The sequence below is a fragment of the Vibrio sp. Vf1514 genome (assembly GCF_052076135.1).
In the GTDB taxonomy this organism is placed as follows: domain Bacteria; phylum Pseudomonadota; class Gammaproteobacteria; order Enterobacterales; family Vibrionaceae; genus Vibrio; species Vibrio furnissii.
The window spans coordinates 1-17,711 of record NZ_CP197268.1 but is presented as its reverse complement, the minus strand read 5'-3'; the positions used below and the strand labels follow the sequence as shown (position 1 = coordinate 17,711).

General features: G+C 49.7%; 18 protein-coding genes. 6 read left to right on the top strand and 12 right to left on the bottom strand.

Annotated elements, in window-relative coordinates:
• Positions 1-19 precede the first annotated feature (19 nt).
• The 6 genes from ACS18Q_RS14930 to cyoA all read right to left on the bottom strand — a co-directional run bounded on the left by ACS18Q_RS14930 (position 20) and on the right by cyoA (position 5,264).
• The gene (locus tag ACS18Q_RS14930) at positions 20-376 is read right to left on the bottom strand and encodes a YibL family ribosome-associated protein (protein ID WP_004727368.1); all 357 of its coding nucleotides are present in this window, start codon (positions 374-376) and stop codon (positions 20-22) included.
• A 144-nt stretch (positions 377-520) separates the two neighbouring features.
• Positions 521-1,387, bottom strand: coding sequence for a heme o synthase (gene cyoE / locus ACS18Q_RS14925; protein ID WP_441257906.1), 867 nt, complete (start codon positions 1,385-1,387; stop codon positions 521-523).
• A gap of 10 nt (positions 1,388-1,397) precedes the next feature.
• A complete protein-coding gene (cyoD, locus tag ACS18Q_RS14920) occupies positions 1,398-1,712 on the bottom strand; it encodes a cytochrome o ubiquinol oxidase subunit IV (protein WP_441257905.1) in 315 nt (104 codons plus the stop codon).
• On the bottom strand, positions 1,709-2,311 hold the full coding sequence (cyoC, locus tag ACS18Q_RS14915; RefSeq protein ID WP_004727371.1) for a cytochrome o ubiquinol oxidase subunit III: 603 nt from the start codon (positions 2,309-2,311) through the stop codon (positions 1,709-1,711). The genes cyoD and cyoC overlap by 4 nt, the downstream gene beginning before the upstream one ends.
• Positions 2,301-4,340 (bottom strand): cytochrome o ubiquinol oxidase subunit I, encoded by a 2,040-nt coding sequence (gene cyoB, locus ACS18Q_RS14910; protein ID WP_038151782.1) that lies wholly within the window; start codon positions 4,338-4,340, stop codon positions 2,301-2,303. Before cyoB ends, cyoC begins: the two co-directional genes overlap by 11 nt.
• A 6-nt stretch (positions 4,341-4,346) precedes the next feature.
• The gene (gene cyoA / locus ACS18Q_RS14905) at positions 4,347-5,264 is read right to left on the bottom strand and encodes a ubiquinol oxidase subunit II (protein ID WP_049781848.1); all 918 of its coding nucleotides are present in this window, start codon (positions 5,262-5,264) and stop codon (positions 4,347-4,349) included.
• A gap of 426 nt (positions 5,265-5,690) precedes the next feature.
• On the opposite strand from cyoA, the gene ACS18Q_RS14900 reads away from it, so the two are divergent.
• Positions 5,691-6,080: a thiol-disulfide oxidoreductase DCC family protein gene (locus ACS18Q_RS14900; protein WP_158108284.1), complete on the top strand. Its 390-nt coding sequence runs from the start codon at positions 5,691-5,693 to the stop codon at positions 6,078-6,080.
• Between the two features lie 123 nt (positions 6,081-6,203).
• Positions 6,204-7,865 (top strand): methyl-accepting chemotaxis protein, encoded by a 1,662-nt coding sequence (locus ACS18Q_RS14895; protein ID WP_004727375.1) that lies wholly within the window; start codon positions 6,204-6,206, stop codon positions 7,863-7,865.
• 69 nt (positions 7,866-7,934) lie between these two features.
• Here the strand turns inward: ACS18Q_RS14895 and ACS18Q_RS14890 are convergent, their stop codons facing one another.
• Both ACS18Q_RS14890 and ACS18Q_RS14885 read right to left on the bottom strand, forming a co-directional pair.
• Positions 7,935-8,810, bottom strand: a complete 876-nt coding sequence (locus ACS18Q_RS14890; protein WP_412497548.1) for an NAD(P)-dependent oxidoreductase — start codon at positions 8,808-8,810, stop codon at positions 7,935-7,937.
• Position 8,811: 1 nt separating this feature from the next.
• Positions 8,812-9,723 carry a LysR family transcriptional regulator gene (locus ACS18Q_RS14885; protein WP_441257904.1) on the bottom strand — a complete coding sequence of 304 codons (912 nt, stop codon included), beginning with the start codon at positions 9,721-9,723 and terminating at the stop codon, positions 8,812-8,814.
• 86 nt (positions 9,724-9,809) lie between these two features.
• Between ACS18Q_RS14885 and ACS18Q_RS14880 the strand changes: the two genes are divergently transcribed.
• Positions 9,810-10,073, top strand: coding sequence for a DUF2798 domain-containing protein (locus tag ACS18Q_RS14880; protein ID WP_172563115.1), 264 nt, complete (start codon positions 9,810-9,812; stop codon positions 10,071-10,073).
• Between the two features lie 25 nt (positions 10,074-10,098).
• Here the strand turns inward: ACS18Q_RS14880 and ACS18Q_RS14875 are convergent, their stop codons facing one another.
• From ACS18Q_RS14875 to ACS18Q_RS14865, 3 genes are all read right to left on the bottom strand, one after another.
• Positions 10,099-10,818, bottom strand: coding sequence for a YebC/PmpR family DNA-binding transcriptional regulator (locus ACS18Q_RS14875; RefSeq protein WP_004727379.1), 720 nt, complete (start codon positions 10,816-10,818; stop codon positions 10,099-10,101).
• A gap of 76 nt (positions 10,819-10,894) precedes the next feature.
• Positions 10,895-11,104, bottom strand: coding sequence for a DUF3283 family protein (locus ACS18Q_RS14870; RefSeq protein WP_004727380.1), 210 nt, complete (start codon positions 11,102-11,104; stop codon positions 10,895-10,897).
• A gap of 160 nt (positions 11,105-11,264) precedes the next feature.
• Positions 11,265-11,462, bottom strand: coding sequence for a PA3496 family putative envelope integrity protein (locus ACS18Q_RS14865; RefSeq protein WP_004727381.1), 198 nt, complete (start codon positions 11,460-11,462; stop codon positions 11,265-11,267).
• A gap of 458 nt (positions 11,463-11,920) precedes the next feature.
• Here ACS18Q_RS14865 and ACS18Q_RS14860 point away from each other — a divergent pair, with 458 nt between their 5' ends.
• Entirely contained in the window at positions 11,921-12,043 is a 123-nt protein-coding gene (locus ACS18Q_RS14860; protein WP_277987964.1) for a hypothetical protein, read from the top strand.
• A 221-nt stretch (positions 12,044-12,264) separates the two neighbouring features.
• On the opposite strand, the gene ACS18Q_RS14855 is transcribed toward ACS18Q_RS14860, so the two are convergent.
• Positions 12,265-14,241, bottom strand: coding sequence for a replication initiator protein RctB domain-containing protein (locus ACS18Q_RS14855; RefSeq protein ID WP_004727382.1), 1,977 nt, complete (start codon positions 14,239-14,241; stop codon positions 12,265-12,267).
• A gap of 1,273 nt (positions 14,242-15,514) precedes the next feature.
• On the opposite strand from ACS18Q_RS14855, the gene ACS18Q_RS14850 reads away from it, so the two are divergent.
• Positions 15,515-16,732 (top strand): AAA family ATPase, encoded by a 1,218-nt coding sequence (locus tag ACS18Q_RS14850; protein ID WP_004727384.1) that lies wholly within the window; start codon positions 15,515-15,517, stop codon positions 16,730-16,732.
• A gap of 7 nt (positions 16,733-16,739) precedes the next feature.
• Positions 16,740-17,711, top strand: a complete 972-nt coding sequence (locus tag ACS18Q_RS14845) for a ParB/RepB/Spo0J family partition protein (RefSeq protein WP_014257872.1) — start codon at positions 16,740-16,742, stop codon at positions 17,709-17,711.

Sequence of the window (17,711 nt, the reverse complement as noted above, 5' to 3'; positions counted from 1 at the left end):
TTATGTTTGCGGCGTCGCCTTAAAACGGCTTTGGCGCAAATCCGGTCATCACTTCCAAACGCAGCGCTTTACCGACTTTAGTCATCGGGTGCACCACAACCAGACCTTTGACTGATTTTTTCAGTTTCCCCAGATCCGCTTGCTCAGCTTTGGTGATTTCGCGCGAGAAAGGCATATCCGCCAGTTTCTTACGCTCTTTATTGGTCTCGTAATCGTTTTTGCCTTTCAGGCCGTTCAGCTTCTTCGACAGCTCTTCCACCTCATCGGTGAACTTGCTGATCATCGCGTCATCGCCGCGAGTCTTAGCAGCATCCAACTTGTGACGGCAGGTATCGAGACGGTTATGCATTTGTTGAATGTCGTTTTTTAGACTCATGGAAAAACCCTCTTTGTAGATCGGGCACGGAGTATAGCACAATGCGCCAATGCGTAACGGTTTTCTCACCAACAAATATTCCGCGACCGCAGAAAAGAAAAGGCGCCCAGAAAGGGCGCCTTTGAGCTTGTGACGGGTTGTAAGCTAGATAGTCAGAGGAATCAGTTCCAAGCCAAGCACAGAACTGATGCCCATCACCACCAGCAGTGACACTTTAAACACCGTTTTTGACCACGCGACATAGTTGTCTTCGGTCACCGGTTTGAAAGTCACTTTGGTCCACATGAAGCATACGGCAGCCGCAATCACCAGGTACTCATAGCCACACTCCCCAAGCAGGAATAAAGCCAAAGCCACCAAGTTGAATGCCACCACATACGCCATCATGTGTTTGCGTGCCTTTTCAATGCCAGAGACAACCGGCAATACAGGAATGCCAGCAGCCTTGTAATCTTGCATACGGAACATCGCAATCGCATAAGAATGCGGCATCTGCCACAGGCAGAACAGTGCAAACAGCAGTACCGCTTCCAAGCTGATGTAGTTGGTCACAGCCAAGTAACCCACCAGCGGTGGTACTGCGCCAGAGACGCTGCCGACTAACGTGCCGTACACCGAGGTGCGTTTGTACCACATGGTGTAGAAGAACACGTAAAACACGTATCCCAGCAACACCACCACGGTGGACAGCGGGTTCGCCATGCGATAAAGCAGAGCCGTGCCACCGAGCAACAATGCGATGGCGTAGACAAACGCGTGGTCAACATTGATTTCCCCTAGCGCCAGCAAGCGGCCACGGGTGCGATCCATTCGCAAATCGATATCACGATCGAAAATGTTGTTCACCACACAGCCTGACGCAATCACCATTGCCACACCCGCCAAGGTGTATGCCAGCAAAGCCACATCGGCCGCCTCAGATTTCGCTGCGAGGAAGTACCCCGCAGCGACTGAGATCAGGTTACCGATGATGATGCCCGGCTTGGTGATAGAGATGTAACCTTTGATCATAGATGACCTACTACATCATCATGTTGATGTTGAGGTTCCACATGATCCAGATTGAACCACCAATCAGGATCAGGACCACAAGGGCGGTAAACATCAAAGACACCAGGTTCCAACGGCCATCTTCGGTACGCGTTTCCATGTGCAGGAAGTACACAAAGTGCACAAACACTTGCACAATCGCACAACCAAACATCAGTGCAAAAGTCACCGCTTCAGGCAGGCTTTGAGTCGCGACAAAGTAGAACGGGATAATGGTCAGGATCAGTGACGCAATAAAGCCCTTGATGTATTCGCTTTTACCAGAATCTACATGTTGGTTGCTCATGACATTACTCCCAGTAGGTAGACGATGGTGAATACACAGATCCAAACGATATCGAGGAAGTGCCAGAACAAGCTTAAGCAGTTAAAGCGGGTTTCCATCATGTCGTTCAGGCCTTTGGTATTCAGCTGCCAGTAACACACGGCCAACCAAATCAGACCAAAGGTCACGTGCAGACCGTGCGTGCCCACCAGCGTAAAGAACGCCGACAGGAATGCACTGCGCTGCGGACCTGCACCTTCTGCAATCAGGTGATGGAACTCGTACAGTTCCATGCCGATAAAGCCAGCCCCCAACAGGAAGGTCACCGCCAGCCAGCGTTTCAGGCCAGCGATGTCTTTGCGTTTCATCGCAATCATCCCGAAACCAAACGTGATACTACTGAACAGCAGCAGCATGGTTTCAGCAAAAACGAATGGCAGTTCAAACAGCTCTTTGCCGGTTGGACCGCCTGCGGTCGCATTCGACAGCACAGCGAACGTTGCAAACAAGCTTGCAAACAGAACGCAGTCGCTCATCAAGTAGATCCAGAAACCGAACAGCTTGATGCCACCGGTGTCGTGGTGATCGTGGTCATGTGCGCTGTGAGCATTAGCGTGCATAGGTCACCTCCATATCTTCATCGTCACCCTGGTCGCCAGACGCTGGGTTCGCTGTCGCTTGCGCGGCACGTTGACGATGCGCTTCTTCAATCGCTTTAATTTCATCCACCTGAACGTAGTAGTCGAGGTCTTCATTGAAGCTGTGCTTGATACTGGTCACGACGATACCGATGAAGCCAATCGCCGCCAGCCACCAGATGTACCAAATCATCGCGAAACCAAAGATCAGCGCCCATGCAGAAACGTACATGCCCGTTGGCGTGTTTTTCGGCATGTGAATTGGCTGGTATTCCACTTCTTTATTCAGATCGTGTTCACCACGCTCTTTCTGGTACCAGAAAGCATCCAACTCGTCGCCTTTTGGCAACACGGCAAAGTTGTAGAACGGCGGTGGTGATGACGTTGCCCATTCCAGAGTACGGCCACCCCATGGGTCGCCCGTCAGGTCTAGGTTCTGTTTACGGTCACGCACACTCACGTAGATCTGAATGAACTGACACAGCACGCCCAGTGCGACGATCGCGGTACCAAAGGCAGCCACCGCCAAAAACGGGAAGAACTCAGGGTCGATGTTCTGGCTGATACGACGAGTCATCCCCATAAAGCCCAGCGCGTACAGTGGTAGGAATGCCAGAATGAAGCCAGTCAGCCAGCACCAGAACGCGCGTTTACCCCAAGTTTCATTCAGCGTGAAACCGGTCGCTTTCGGGAACCAGTACGTGATCGCGGCAAAACAGCCGAACACCACACCACCGATAATCACGTTATGGAAGTGCGCAATCAGGAAGACCGAGTTGTGCAGCACGAAGTCCGCACCCGGTACGGCCATCAGGACGCCAGTCATCCCGCCGATAGAGAACGAAATCAGGAAGCCAACCGTCCACATCATCGGCGTGGTGAATTGAATGCGACCACGGTACATGGTGAACAACCAGTTGAAAATCTTCACCCCTGTCGGGATAGAGATGATCATGGTCGCGATACCGAAGAACGCGTTCACGTTCGCGCCGCCACCCATGGTAAAGAAGTGGTGCAGCCACACGATAAACGCGAGAACCGTGATCACGATTGTTGCCCACACCAGCGAGGTGTAGCCGAACAGTTTCTTACGCGAGAACGTTGCCGTTACTTCTGAGAACACACCGAAAACCGGCAGCACCAGAATGTACACTTCTGGGTGACCCCACGCCCAAATCAGGTTGACATACATCATCATGTTGCCACCCATATCATTGGTGAAGAAGTGCATCCCGAGGTAACGGTCTAGCGTCAGCAGCGCGATGGTCACGGTCAGAATCGGGAACGAGATGATGATCAGGATGTTGGCGCAGAACGATGCCCAAGTGAATACAGGCATTTTCATCAGCGGCATCGACGGCGTACGCATACGCAGAATCGTCGCAAAGAAGTTCACACCGGTCAGCGTCGTACCGACACCGGAGATCTGCAGCGCCCATATCCAATAGTCGACCCCGACCCCCGGACTGGCATCAATGCCCGACAGTGGCGGATAAGCCAACCAACCGGTACGGCCAAACTCACCCACAGCCAGCGACATGTTGGTCAGAATGACACCGACAACAAACAGCCAGAAGCTCAAGTTGTTCAGGTAAGGGAACGCCACGTCACGAGCACCGATTTGCAGCGGCACCACGATGTTCATCAAACCGATGACCAGCGGCATGGCCACGAAGAAAATCATGATCACGCCGTGCGCAGTAAAGATTTGGTCGTAGTGGTGCTGCGGCAAGTAGCCCGCTTCACCCGCTGACGACAATAATTGTTGGCTACGCATCATCACAGCATCAGCAAAACCACGAATTAACATGATCATCGCAACCGCAATGTACATAAAGCCCAGTTTTTTGTGGTCTACTGAAGTAAACCATTCATTCCATAGGTACTGCCATTTGCCCATACGCGTAATGGTCAGCACGACCGCAAGGCCCACAATCGCAATCACGGCCATCGTGATCATGATGATAGGCTCATGATATGGAATGGAATCTAGTGTTAGTCTTCCAAACATCGTTTGTTACCCTTTATGTTCTGCCATGTTCATATGACCGTGCGCTTCTTTCGCTTCGCCACCCATGTCGTGAGAACCCATAAACTGCATCACTACAGCCGAGAACAAATCATGAGGCACGCTGGAGAAGTAGGTCACAGGAACGTCTTCACTTGGTTTCGCTAGCGCTTGGTAATCGCTGAAATCATGCAGCTTGTTTGGCTGTGATTTCACGTCGTTCACCCAGTTGTCGAAGCTCTGTTGATCAGGCAATGCATTGGCCACGAACTTCATGTGAGAGAAACCTTCGCCGCTGTAGCTGGCAGACATACCTTTGAACTCACCTTCGTGGTTCGCAATCAGGTGCAGACGAGTCACCATGCCAGGCATCGCGTAGATCTGGCTGCCCAGTTGCGGAATAAAGAAGGAGTTCATGATGTTGTCAGACGTGATTTTGAACTTCACCGGAACATCTTTCGGGAATGCGACGTAGTTGACGGTAGCAATCTGCTGCTCTGGATAGATGAATAGCCATTTCCAGTCCAGTGACACCACTTCAATCGTCATCGGTTTGACGTCGCTTTGGAGTGGGACGGATGGCTCCAGCTCATGCGTAGAACGCCAGGTAATCACACCCAAAATCGCGATGATGATGATTGGAATCGTCCAAACCACCACTTCGATTTTGGTCGAGTGAGACCATTCTGGTGTGTACTCTACGTCAGTGTTGCTCGCACGGTATTTGTAGGAGAAGTAAATTGTCATCAGAATCACGGGGATGACGACAATCAACATCAGAACAAGAGCGGTGATGATCAACTCTTTTTCACGTACCCCTACCATGCCCTTGGGATCAAGCAAAGCAGATTGACATCCTGAGAGGAGCAAAATTGCAAAAAACAATCCCGCTCTCGACAAGATGTTTTTGTATCTTGAGGCTTCCATTGACTTTCTCGACTGTATTTGCAGATTTCCACCGACAAAAGTTGGCACTTTTTGGAATCTGCGGTTGATGTTTATGAGTATTTTTATGTGTGTTGAGCTTGAACAAATGTTTACTTGAGGTAACATTCGCGTGCACGCAAGTCATGAACATCGACATACGTCCAACAATTCAACTCACGCCAAAACACAAATGTCACAGTCGGAAACATTTTGTTACATCCGGCGCATTATGCGGGCAATACACCCGAATCACAGTAGATCAAATTGCAATCTTACCTTTCATAAATGGAATCATTAGTAAAATAAATCCTTTACTAAAACAGGGGTATCCCCCTCAAACACCTGTTATCTATAAAAAGTTTCTTTGATTTAGATCAAAAACTGTCATACTTTTGTGCTAAGAAAAAAAGTTAATAAGCTCGAAATATGTCACAAATTACGATTTTTTTTGATGGGCGCTGTCCGCTCTGTTTTCGCGAAATGTGCGCATTAAAACAACAAGATGTTCACAATTGCATCACGCTGATTGATATCCACAGCCCCGACATGGCAGATTATCCGGCGATCGATCTTGAAGAAGCGCAGCGTATTTTGCTGGCCTACGATGCACAAGGTCGCTTGGTACGCGGATTGGACACGCTGCATTTGGCATGGTCGCTGGTTGGAAAACCGTGGCTATATGCCCTCACGCGCTGGCCTTTGATTCGTCCTCTCGCCGATCGCGCCTATTTATGGTTTGCGCGTCACCGCTACACCCTCTCCGGCTGGCTGACCGGTCAGCGCCGCTGCCCGCAGGGCCAATGTCGACCCAAATAACAAAATCCAATCAACGCCCCTCCCCCGTCGAAAAACTGCGCTACGCTTACTGAGTAAAACAACAATAAATCGCTTCATCAGAACGCGAGACCATCACCCACTTGTTACTGGACGGGAAACGCTATGAGTTTAACCATTCGTCATCGACTCTACATTTTGTCGATCGTGCCGCTGCTCATCATTGCCATCAGCATGATGTATTTGACCTTCACTGAAACCCAAAGCCTGAGCAAAACCCAAATGGCCAACACGCGTGAAGCGATGATGGACATGAAAAAAGCAGAGCTGAAAGCCTATTTGCAAATCGCAGAGAGCGCCCTTACCCCACTGAAAAATCGCCAAGCCAGTCGCGAAGAGGCCTTAACCATTCTGCAAGAAATCGCCTTTGGTAAAAATGGCTATCTGTTTGGTTACGACAGCCAAGGGAATCGTGTGCTACTCGGCAAAGGGCAAACGGGCCTCGGCGATAACTTCATGGACTTGAAAGACTCGCAAGGCAATTATCTGGTGCGGGATCTGATCAAAAATGCCAAAAGCGGCGACTTCACCACGTACTATTTCCCCAAACCGGGAGAGAGCCAACCGTTACCCAAATTAAGTTATTCCGTCTATCTGCCGCAATGGGATCTCATCATCGGCACCGGCTTCTATACCGATGATGTCGATGCGGAAATTGCTGAAATGGAAGCCTTGGCGTCGGAAAAGTTGACCCACAGCTTATGGACGTTAACCACGGTCAGTGTGGTGATTCTGGTGCTGGTGGGGATTGTCGCGATGTTCATCAACCGCAGTATTTTGCATCCGCTGCGCCTGTTTGATCAGTCGATTCGCTCATTTGCCAGCGGCGATGCCGATCTCACCGCACGCATGGAACGTTTTAGCGTGCCGGAGTTTGCCCAGTTAAGTGACAACTTCAACGCCTTTGTCGCCAGCTTGCAAGACATCATCAAACGCGTCAACTTAGTCGGGCAGCAAGTGGTGGACGAAACCAATTCGATGACGCAGCGCGCGACGCAGGTCGATGATTTGGCTTCCGGTCAGCGGGAAGAAACCGAACAAGTGGCAACCGCCATGACGGAGATGACCACCACCGCGCACGAGATTTCCAATAATGCCAGCCAAGCGGCTCAATCGGCCAAAGAGGCCGACGACAATGCCAAAGAAGCGCATTCCATTGTCGATACCGCAGCGCGCTCGGTGCAATCGCTGGCAGAGGAAGTCGCAGAAGCGAGCAGTGTGATTTCCAAATTGGAGAGCGATGTGAAGAACATTTCAACATCTCTGGCGGTGATTCAAGACATTGCTGAGCAAACCAACCTGTTGGCACTCAATGCCGCCATCGAAGCGGCGCGCGCAGGCGATCAAGGGCGCGGCTTTGCGGTGGTTGCCGACGAAGTGCGTAAACTGGCGAGCCGCACGCAAGACAGCACCGGCGAAATTCACGCCATGATTGAGCAGTTGAAAGCCGCCTCCGACGCAGCGGTGCGCGCGATGGATTCCAGCCAAAATCGCAGTGTCTCTACGGTGCAAGAAGCCAACGCCGCAGCCAAGGCGCTGGAGCAGATTCAGCAGTCGATTGGGACGATTATGGATATGAACTCGCTGATCGCCACGGCGACCGAGGAGCAGAGTTTGGTTGGGCAAGAAATTTCACAGCGCATCGTGGTGATCTCCGATCAAAGTAGCCAATCCGCCGATCTGGCCAATGAAAACCGTCAAGGCAGCCAGGGGCTGAACGGCCGCGCGCACGAACTGTATGATCTGGTTGCCCGGTTTAAAGTTTAACCAGTTTTACACTGTAAACCGCCATGAAAAAGCCCCCGAATTCTGGGGCTTTTTACGCGACAAGGTGGGCTATTGTTTGGCAGCCTGCTTGACCGCTTTAATCAATACCGAGGTGTCCATACGACCCTCCCCATTAGCAGACAGGCTGCGATAGGCTGCGATGGTGTTTTCGGTCATCGGTAAACGCACGCCCTGACGCTCAGCTTCATCTAAACAAAAGCCCAGATCTTTGATCATCCAATCAATGGCGAAACCAAAGTCAAATGAGTTCTCTGCCATGGTCACGGCGCGATTTTCCATTTGCCATGAACCCGCCGCACCGTTTTTCAAACACGCAACCAGCGTGGGAATATCCAGCCCAGCATTTTCAGCCAGAATCAAGCCTTCCGACAAACCGTTCAACACCCCCGCAATACAAATCTGGTTGACCATTTTCGCCCGCTGGCCTTGACCCACACCGCCCATCAGCACCGAAGAACGACCATACGCGTTCAATACAGGCTGCAGTGCATCAAACAGATCCGCTTCGCCACCGCACATGATGGTGAGTACGCCGTTTTCCGCGCCCGCCTGACCACCGGACACAGGAGCATCCATAAAGCGAACACCGACGTTCTGCGCCGCCGCGCCCAGCTCTTCTGCCAACAACGCAGACGTCGTGGTGTGGTCGACTAAAATCGCTCCGGGCTTCATAAACGCTAACGCGCCCTGTTCGCTGGTGGCCATGCTCCGCACATCGTCATCGTTGCCGACACACATCAGTACCACATCCGCCTCACGCACACACGCTTCCACAGTCGGTGCTGCGCGCCCACCGTGCTGCGCTGCCCATGCCTGCGCTTTCGCCTGCGTGCGGTTAAACACCGAAACGTCAAATCCGGCGCTCACCAAATGGCCTGCCATCGGATACCCCATGACCCCTAAACCAATAAAACTGACTTTCATGTTAATCTCCTTTTACAACGGGCGCGCCTTGCTCACGTGTGCTGACAGCGTCAAGCAACGCTTCCACCAACAAGGTCAGCGCCCTGGGCTGATACTTTCTATCCCGATAAACCAGATGTGCTCGCTTGGCACTGCGATGATAATCCGGCAATAACTGTACAATATTCATGCTGGGTGACACATGGCGATATGGCAGTGATGCCACGCCCAACCCGCGTTCAACAGCGCCCGCAATGGCTTGGATATCATTGACGACCAATTTGGGCTTGATGTGAATCAAGCGCACAAACGTGTCACCGCTGAAAACCGGGACGGCTTGTGCGCGATCGACCGAGATCCAATCTAGTGCTTCCAGTTGATCCAGCGTCGTAACGGGCCCACATGTGGCTAAATAGTCTGGGCTGGCAAAAAAGCCGTGATGCGCTTGAAACAGCGGCCGCGCGATCATGCCTTCCAGATGATCAATCTCGAACGTGATCAACAGATCGCGGTTGGTTTCCGGCGTCACAGACTCCTGACTGAGCGCCAATTCCACATTCACTTTTGGATACTGACGCACGAACTCTTCCACCACACGACCAACAAACGCGCGGTAAAAATTATGCGGAATCGCCAATTTGACGCTGCCTGTCACGTCTTGGCTCTCCGAGAGCATTTGGCTGAAAGTGCTTTCCAAATTCTCCATGCCACTGCGAATCGCCAGAAAGGCTTGCTGACCACTTTGCGTCGCCACCAGTTCTCTGCCCTGCTTTTCCAGCAAGCGCAGGTTGAGGCGCGATTCCAGTGCCGATAAACGGCGAGACATGGTTGAGACCGGTAACTTCAGTTTCTTTGACGCCGAGACCAACGAGCCCTCTTCCACCACACAGAAGAACAAGTAAAGATCATCAATGTTTCCGTATATGGAATTCATACTTCTTTTCTTGGTGATTTTTCTCAGTTATGGACAGTTATATCCTAGATATCACCAAGATGAAACCAAAGAGAAACTTCTGAATGATGAGTCGAAAACAGTTTTGGCTAACAGCACTGATGACGTCGTTTGTCATGGCCGTGATCATGTCTGGCGTGCTGTCAGGGTACAAGCTGGGATTCAATGCCCAATGGCCGCCCGTGTGGCTCAGTGGCTTTAGCGTGGCCTGGCCGGTCGCATTGCTTCTTAACCTCACCGTCTTGCCGCAGATCCGCAAGTTGGCCGCTTGGCTTTCCACGCCCAATCACGTCAAAAAACCGCAGCAGCAGAGACAAAAAAACCGAGCGTAAGGCTCGGTTTCTTTGTTTTGCGTGCTTATTCGATTTCAGCGTTGTGGTATACCTGCTGAACATCGTCGCAGTCATCAAGAAGGTCAAGGAACTTCTGGAATTTCTCTGCGTCTTCACCCGTCACTGGTGTTGGGGTTTGCGGCACGAACGTGATTTCTTCCACATCAATGGTTAGATCAGGGAATGCAGCGTTCAGTGCTGTTTTGGTTTTAAAGAACTCATTGTGAGGCGCAAAAACCGTGATCACACCATCTTCGAGTTCAACGTCAGTGACATCAACATCATCCATCATCAGCGTTTCAAGAATGATTTCATCATCTTCGCCTTTGAATTGGAATACCGCTTGATGATCGAACATGTGCGATACAGAACCTTCCACACCAATCTTCGCGCCCACTTTAACAAAGCATTGGCGAACATCTTGGAACGTACGGTTGCCGTTGTCAGTCAGACAGTCAACAATCACGCTTGTACCGCCAGGACCAAAGCCTTCGTAACGTGCTGGTTGGTAATCTTCACCGCCGCCGCCGTTTGCTTTATCCAGTGCTTTTTCAATCACGTGCGCAGGAACCTGATCGCGTTTCGCTTTGGTGATCAGGTGACGCAGAGACAAGTTCATGTCTGGGTCGCTGCCACCGTTCTTTGCACACACGTAAATTTCTTTACCGTATTTGGAATAAACTTTAATTTTTGCGCCTGCAGTTTTCGCCATAGAGGCCTTGCGCACTTCAAAACTTCTTCCCATCGGGATGTTCTCTCTAGTTCAAATTTGATGCGACGGATTTTAGCAGATAGTCTTCGCTTCTGCTGAGAGCCAAGCGTTATGCCACGCCCATCACTCGTTTGTATTTATCTATCGAATGTTGAAACCACTCTTTTTCCTGCTCGGAAGTCAGTTTGGTTAGCTGCTTAGTGATCTCTTCTGATCCACTTTTTGCCTGCTTCATCTTCCAAACTAAAAAAGAAGCCTGTTTGTCGAGTTCTATTTTGTTTTTCTCTGAAGCATCTAGCAATGCGAGGTTGAAAGACATTAGTAAGCCCACAGTCGATAAAAACGTGGAGCGAAATATATCATAGGAATGGAAAAAATTAAGAGTCAAAATGTCGGTTTAAGCGGCTTTAATCAATAAAAGCATTAAAAATACAAAGGGTGGCTTTCGCCACCCTTCTCAATTCGCCAACTGGTCCTGCTTAGTGAAGCAGGCCCAATTCCTTTGCTTCTTCAATGGTTAATCCACTTTCACGGATTTCTCTTAGTGTCTCGATACGACGACGAGCTTCCGCTGATTTCAGATTTTTCATTGGGCGTGGAGCGACGACTTCTTCCGTGAAGTCCCAACTATTTGCGATGTTAGTCATTTCATCATGGTCAATTGAATTAATGGACATTGTAACCTCCGAACAAACCATGCCAGGGACATGTAATCTGTAGCAAAGCCCCAAATTCTTGTTAAGAAGATTTGAGCAAGAATGTGATTCCAACGAGGATTCAGACATCTAATCTACAAATGGCTCAATTATGTTTTGCGCTCCCCAAAATGTCGAAGTACATTGAAAGGATTCCCGCGTAAAAAAGAAGCCGATCAACCTCTCACTTCTTCACTCACCATCCCTTGTGTCCCTTAGCCTCAGCGGTGATTTTTCATTCAGTTTTTTAGCATGCTCAATGGGCATATTAAACACACATGCGTAGCCGAAAATGCCCGCGATGCTTCTCTGACTTTAGCACGCCCAACGGAGGTTTCTAGGCCACCTCTCGGCAAGCCTATCTTCTTCTCCCCGCTCACAGACGGAACGATGATCATGGTGATTTGATGCTCGCGTCGGCGCCGGGATGATAGCGAGTCATGACACCACGCGATCACAGCAAGCAGCAACGAGCGGATCAGGATCGCGATGAGGAACAAGGAAACATGATCAAGGGAAAAGCGCTGATCGGCGGGCGATCCGCAAGCATGATCAAGGCGTAAAAGAGGTCTATTTCGGTAAGCGGCTGAATTTCAGGCAAAAAAAAGCGAGCTCTCAGGAAGAACTCGCAAACTAATTCAGAACGAATGTAACAATATGAGCCAATCTATTAATTCATCAGATAGGACAAAAGGTTGTCTATTCGAGATAAACTTTAACCACTCGACGGCTTAACATTGTCAGACATATGTCAACGTTGTGTATCAATACTGTAGTTTCCGTTTCAAATACCAATGGCAACTTCATCTAATGCCCGAAAAACAGATTCATCAAGATGCCCTTCGTGTACCTGTTTACACACTTTCCGTCGCACGGCCAGCCCCGAGATCAAACGCTCGATCGACAAATGCTTGTTGTCATTTTGGGTGTTATACAGCTCGATCAACTTGCTCAACGTCTCATACGGGATCACGTTCTCATCCACGCGCAGCCAATCGAGCTTGTCAATCAGCTCTACACACTCTTCTCGGATTGATGAAGGCGCATGTCCAGTCATCGCCGCTAAAGCCGTTATACTGCGTTCTAGGGCCTCTGGAGAGGTATATTTCGATAACGTAATGGTGATTTCGTCTGCGTTGATCTCGACCAAGTGCTTACGCAGCTTCACGCGACGGCCCAATTTGCCTCGTGGTGACGGGGATTTACGCTGAATCGGTTCAAATTCGCCATCGATGATTTCTGATAGCTCTTGTAATTTCTGTTTCGACACCATTTCGTGACGCAGCGGGTTTGGCAGCGTCGGCGCCATGTTGCGTTTACCCGCGTTGGTGGTTTTCGCCCGCGAATAACGCAGCACTTCCTCAACATCGCATTTGATGTCAACTTGGTAATCGCTCAACTTGCCTTTGTCGATCAACGTGGTGATCGTCAGGTGATAGCCCCACAGATTGACCACAAACAGATCGTCATTACCCTTGCCTTCCGACAAACGGCGCAGCTCGCGGATCAGATCCATCGAGAAACGACGCCATTCAATGTTACGTGCCAGTTTTTGATTCAGCTCGCTCAGCAGCATCACATCGGTATGACGACGCGACATGCGGCTTCGGAAATAGGAGTACAGTTGGAACACCAAGGTGTGCTGTTTCAGAATCTCTGGCGGGAACAGGAAGAAATAATCACGCGTCATCAACTCTTCAAAGAACGACGGCTCCCACACCAGAATGTACAGGTTTGGTTTGATCTTGATCTCACCATCACTGCCTTCTGTGGGCGCTTCTTCCGAAGCGGTGATCGTGCGCGCCAGAAAACGGAAACGATCACTCTTGAATCCTTCCGGCATGTTTTCGCTCAACCAACGGCCAGTCAGTTCATGCAATTGGAAATCGGTAAATTCAATGCGATCAATGCTGTCACGAATCGAATCACGTGCAGGGCCGCTGTCCTTTTTGCCGCGCAGCGACAAAATATCCGTGATGTAGAGCGGGGTTTTGTTTGGCACGTGGCTTGCGTTGAGCTGATAATCTTCATGGTGATGATCGTGGTATTGAACCGTCAGTGTGAACAGCGCAAACAGGGTCATGAGATCGTCGACCGTCATGATATTTTTAGACGATCGTGTTTCGATCACCGCACGTGTGCCTGAAATCGACACCATGGATTTTTGGTAGCTTTTACGTGTACGCGGTGGTGCCAGTGCTTGGTCAATAATCCCCGCCCAATTGGTGGGCGAAACCACAAACTGATCCGCCTCGTCTTTCATCGCTGGCGGCGTATTCAAGCCATGCTCGGTGAGCAAGCGTTGATTAACCTGCGTTTGCGCCAATGCTTTTGAACGTTTGCGCTTTTCACTTTGCTTGACCGATTCGGTCACCAAACTGGTGGATCCTAATACCGAGATCAATTGGTTGGGATTGACGAAACGGTGCAACATGGTTTTGCCCGCGAGGCCTTCTTCAAAACGCACTGGGATCTGTTTAAATAACCCGATCGATACCGCAGCTCTGAGGCGTTGCTGAATAGCAGCTCGTGTTAACTGACCGTCGGTTGCATCGATCAATTCGGTAGTGGATACCAGACCATCTTTGCTGCGAAAGCCACGCAGCGAGATCAAATTCAGGAGTTCGACGATACTCTTCGTCACCCCTTTGAAATGCTGATATTGTTCAATCCAGTCCACTGCGGTTTCAGAAACTTCAAAGAGATGACCATCTTTGTGGCTTCTGGGTGCTTTGATCAGCAACTTTTCTTCTGATGTCATTATTAGATCCGTATCACACTAGCCGTAATATCGCTATAGTTCCAAGAGAATAAAGAAAAAGAGATCATAAATAAAGAAAAAATTGCTGGTTTTAAATAACTGATCTTTTTGATTATTCTGATATAGAGTGATCTATATGATTATATGATCCGAGCGAAAGATTGCTTGTAACTTACTGTTTTCAATATGCTTTTAAAAATGACACCCGAAAGCATGATCATGAGTTTACTGAAACGATGATCATTAAGTCATTGAAAGCATGATCAAACCCTTCCCGATCAATGATCATGACAATCACGAATCAATGATCAACGAACTCCCTAAACCATGATCAAGGTGGACGCACACCTTATCCACAACCCCCTGATTCATCGTCGAGTTCTTCTCCCCTATTGACGGGCTGTTTTGTCGTTTCATCGACACATGGGGTCGGAAACATGATCAAGAGAAGCGCTGAAAAGGCCATTTTCGTACAAGATTCCATCGTTCGTGCCGTTGGTCTGCATGTTGACTGACAAATGCCGTGATACAAGGCGTAAACGACGAATCGACGAAAGCATGATCATGGTGAATGGCAGGCTAGGCCTGTTGGTTCAATTGGCGCTTGCGGTGGGCCAATGACACAGCGAATTGCCCACAAGCCCTATTCTGTCTGACATCGTCCGTAATTCAGCGCGAAATTTACATGCTTCCGGCACGCATGATCTCTTGATCATTGATCCGATCTTGGATCATTTTGAAACAACGGTTCGGCGATGACGTGTGATGCATTAAAATCCCTTGATCATTCTTCCTTTGCGATAGATTTCAAACGGAAACATGATCATGAGAGCCCCTTGATCATGCTTTCGGCTGAGCCCTCTTTGGATCAAATCAGTATCGCGTATGGCATGAGTGTGTATGGATGCGCCATCATGTTGATGAAATGCAACGAGTGTTACGAAATGGAGATTGAAATGACAAGCGCCGTAATTTAACCACTTGACTTAATCGTTCCGGTGGGAAATCGAGATGATGTTATCCACGAGGTGGTTCATGAGGTTTACAATGTAAATACGTGACGATGTAACATTTTAAATCTGACGCAGTTTGAGAGGATTTATCCGCTGAGTTTTGGGGCGGTTTATTCAGCAAATCTTCATGATTCAATGAATTTCGTGTTAAAAATCTATTTAATGTGATTTTTATCTAAAATTGTCTGTTCACCTTTTTGTTGTATATGGTTAATATTGCTGTACTATTTGCTGATAGGCACTAATTACGGAATTTGGCTATGAAAAGAGAACAAACCATAGATAATCTCTATACGCTCGCTGAACTGACTCAACAGGTTCAAGCGGACCGCATTGAGATTGTATTGGAAGAGCGTCGTGATGAGCATTTCCCTCCGATGTCGAAAGCCTTAATGGAAACCCGTTCAGGACTGACGCGTCGTAAGCTTGATGAAGCCATCGCCAAGATGGAAGAAGCGGGGCATCAATTTACTAAAAACAACGCGAACCATTACTCCATTTCTTTGGCGGAAGCGCACATGCTCATGGATGCGGCGGGCGTGCCTAAATTCCATCAGCGTAAAAAGAATACTGAAAACAAACCGTGGATTATCAACGTCCAAAACCAGAAAGGCGGCACCGGTAAATCGATGACGGCTGTGCATTTGGCGGCTTGCTTGGCGCTGAATCTCGACAAGCGTTACCGTATCTGCCTGATCGACTTGGACCCGCAAGGGTCGCTGCGTTTGTTCTTAAACCCACAAATTAGCTTGGCTGAACACAGTAACATTTATTCTGCCGTCGATATCATGCTGGATAACGTGCCGGAAGACGTTGAAGTGGATAAGGCGTTTTTGGAAAAGAACGTCATGCTGCCAACACAGTATCCCAACTTGAAGACCATCTCTGCGTTCCCAGAAGATGCCATGTTTAACGCCGAAGCTTGGCAATACCTGTCTCAAAACCAGTCGCTGGATATCGTGCGTCTGCTGAAAGAGAAGCTGATTGACAAAATCGCTGACGAATTTGACGTGATCATGATTGATACCGGCCCCCACGTGGACCCGCTGGTTTGGAACGCGATGTATGCGTCGAATGCCTTGTTGATCCCATGTGCGGCCAAGCGTCTGGACTGGGCGTCAACCGTGAACTTCTTCCAACACCTGCCAACCGTATACGAGATGTTCCCGGACGATTGGAAAGGGCTGGAGTTTGTACGTTTGATGCCGACCATGTTTGAAGACGACAACAAGAAGCAAGTCTCCGTGCTGACGGAAATGAACTACCTGCTGGGCGACCAAGTGATGATGGCAACCATTCCCCGCAGCCGCGCCTTTGAAACGTGTGCCGACACCTACAGTACCGTGTTTGACTTAACCACCAGCGATTTTGAAGGGGGTAAGAAAACCTTAGCCACCGCGCAAGATGCGGTACAAAAGAGCGCGCTGGAACTGGAACGCGTACTTCATTCACACTGGACTTCACTTAATCAGGGGTAAGTAACACATGGCAATTAAAACGTCGGATCTGAACGCAAAACTTTTTGGCAAAGCGGACAAGCGTCGTGCGTCAACCCCACAGGAAGCGCAGGCGGCGGCGAAGGCCCAAGCGCAAGTGATTGAGCTGTCTGTGGCTGGTGAAGAGCTGGTGACGTTTGAACTGGTGCGTATTCCGGCCGCAGAAGTGGCGACACGTACCACGGTGTTTGCGGAAAACGCCCGTGAACAAGCTTTTCTCAACGAACACGCACTGTCGGACGTGCTGAGCACACTGCGTGAACGCGGTCAGCAATACCCAGCCGTGGGCCGCAAAACGGCCGATGGCAAAATCGAAGTACTTGATGGCAGCCGTCGCCGTAAATCGTGTATTTTGGCCAATCAGGAGTTCCTGGTTTACGTCGCTGACAACATCAATGGCGAACATGCGAAATTCTTGTCGGATGTCGCGAACGCACACAAACCGTTGTCGCTGTACGAGAAAGGGCGCGAAATGCAGGCCAAACTCGATAGCGGTGAAGCGGAAGATCAAAAAGCGCTCGCGAAAATGTTCCAATGCAGCGAAGCGTTGGTGAGCGGCGCGTTGAAAGCTGCGGCATTGCCCCTTGAGCTGCTGCAAGCGTACCCGAATGTGGTTGAACTGGGCCGTCCGACCATCGTGAAGCTGCACAAGCAGTTCAACGATTTGAGCGCCGAGCAACAAACGGAGTTGCTCAATAAGTGCCATCAGGCGGAAGGTTTGGTGTGGCAGCGCTGCCAATCACAAGGCGTGGCTCGTATCACCAAAGAGGTGACTGAGACGATTGAACAGTGGATTGCAGAACTGGTTCCGCCAAAACGCGCGGTCAGCAACAAAGTCGATTTGGTTAAAGGGCGCGTCAGTTACTCGCGCAAAGGGTCCAATTTGGCGCTGAATCTGAAAAAAGTCGATGACGCGCTGATGAAAGAAATTCTCGCCTTTGTCGAACAAAAACTGAGTTAA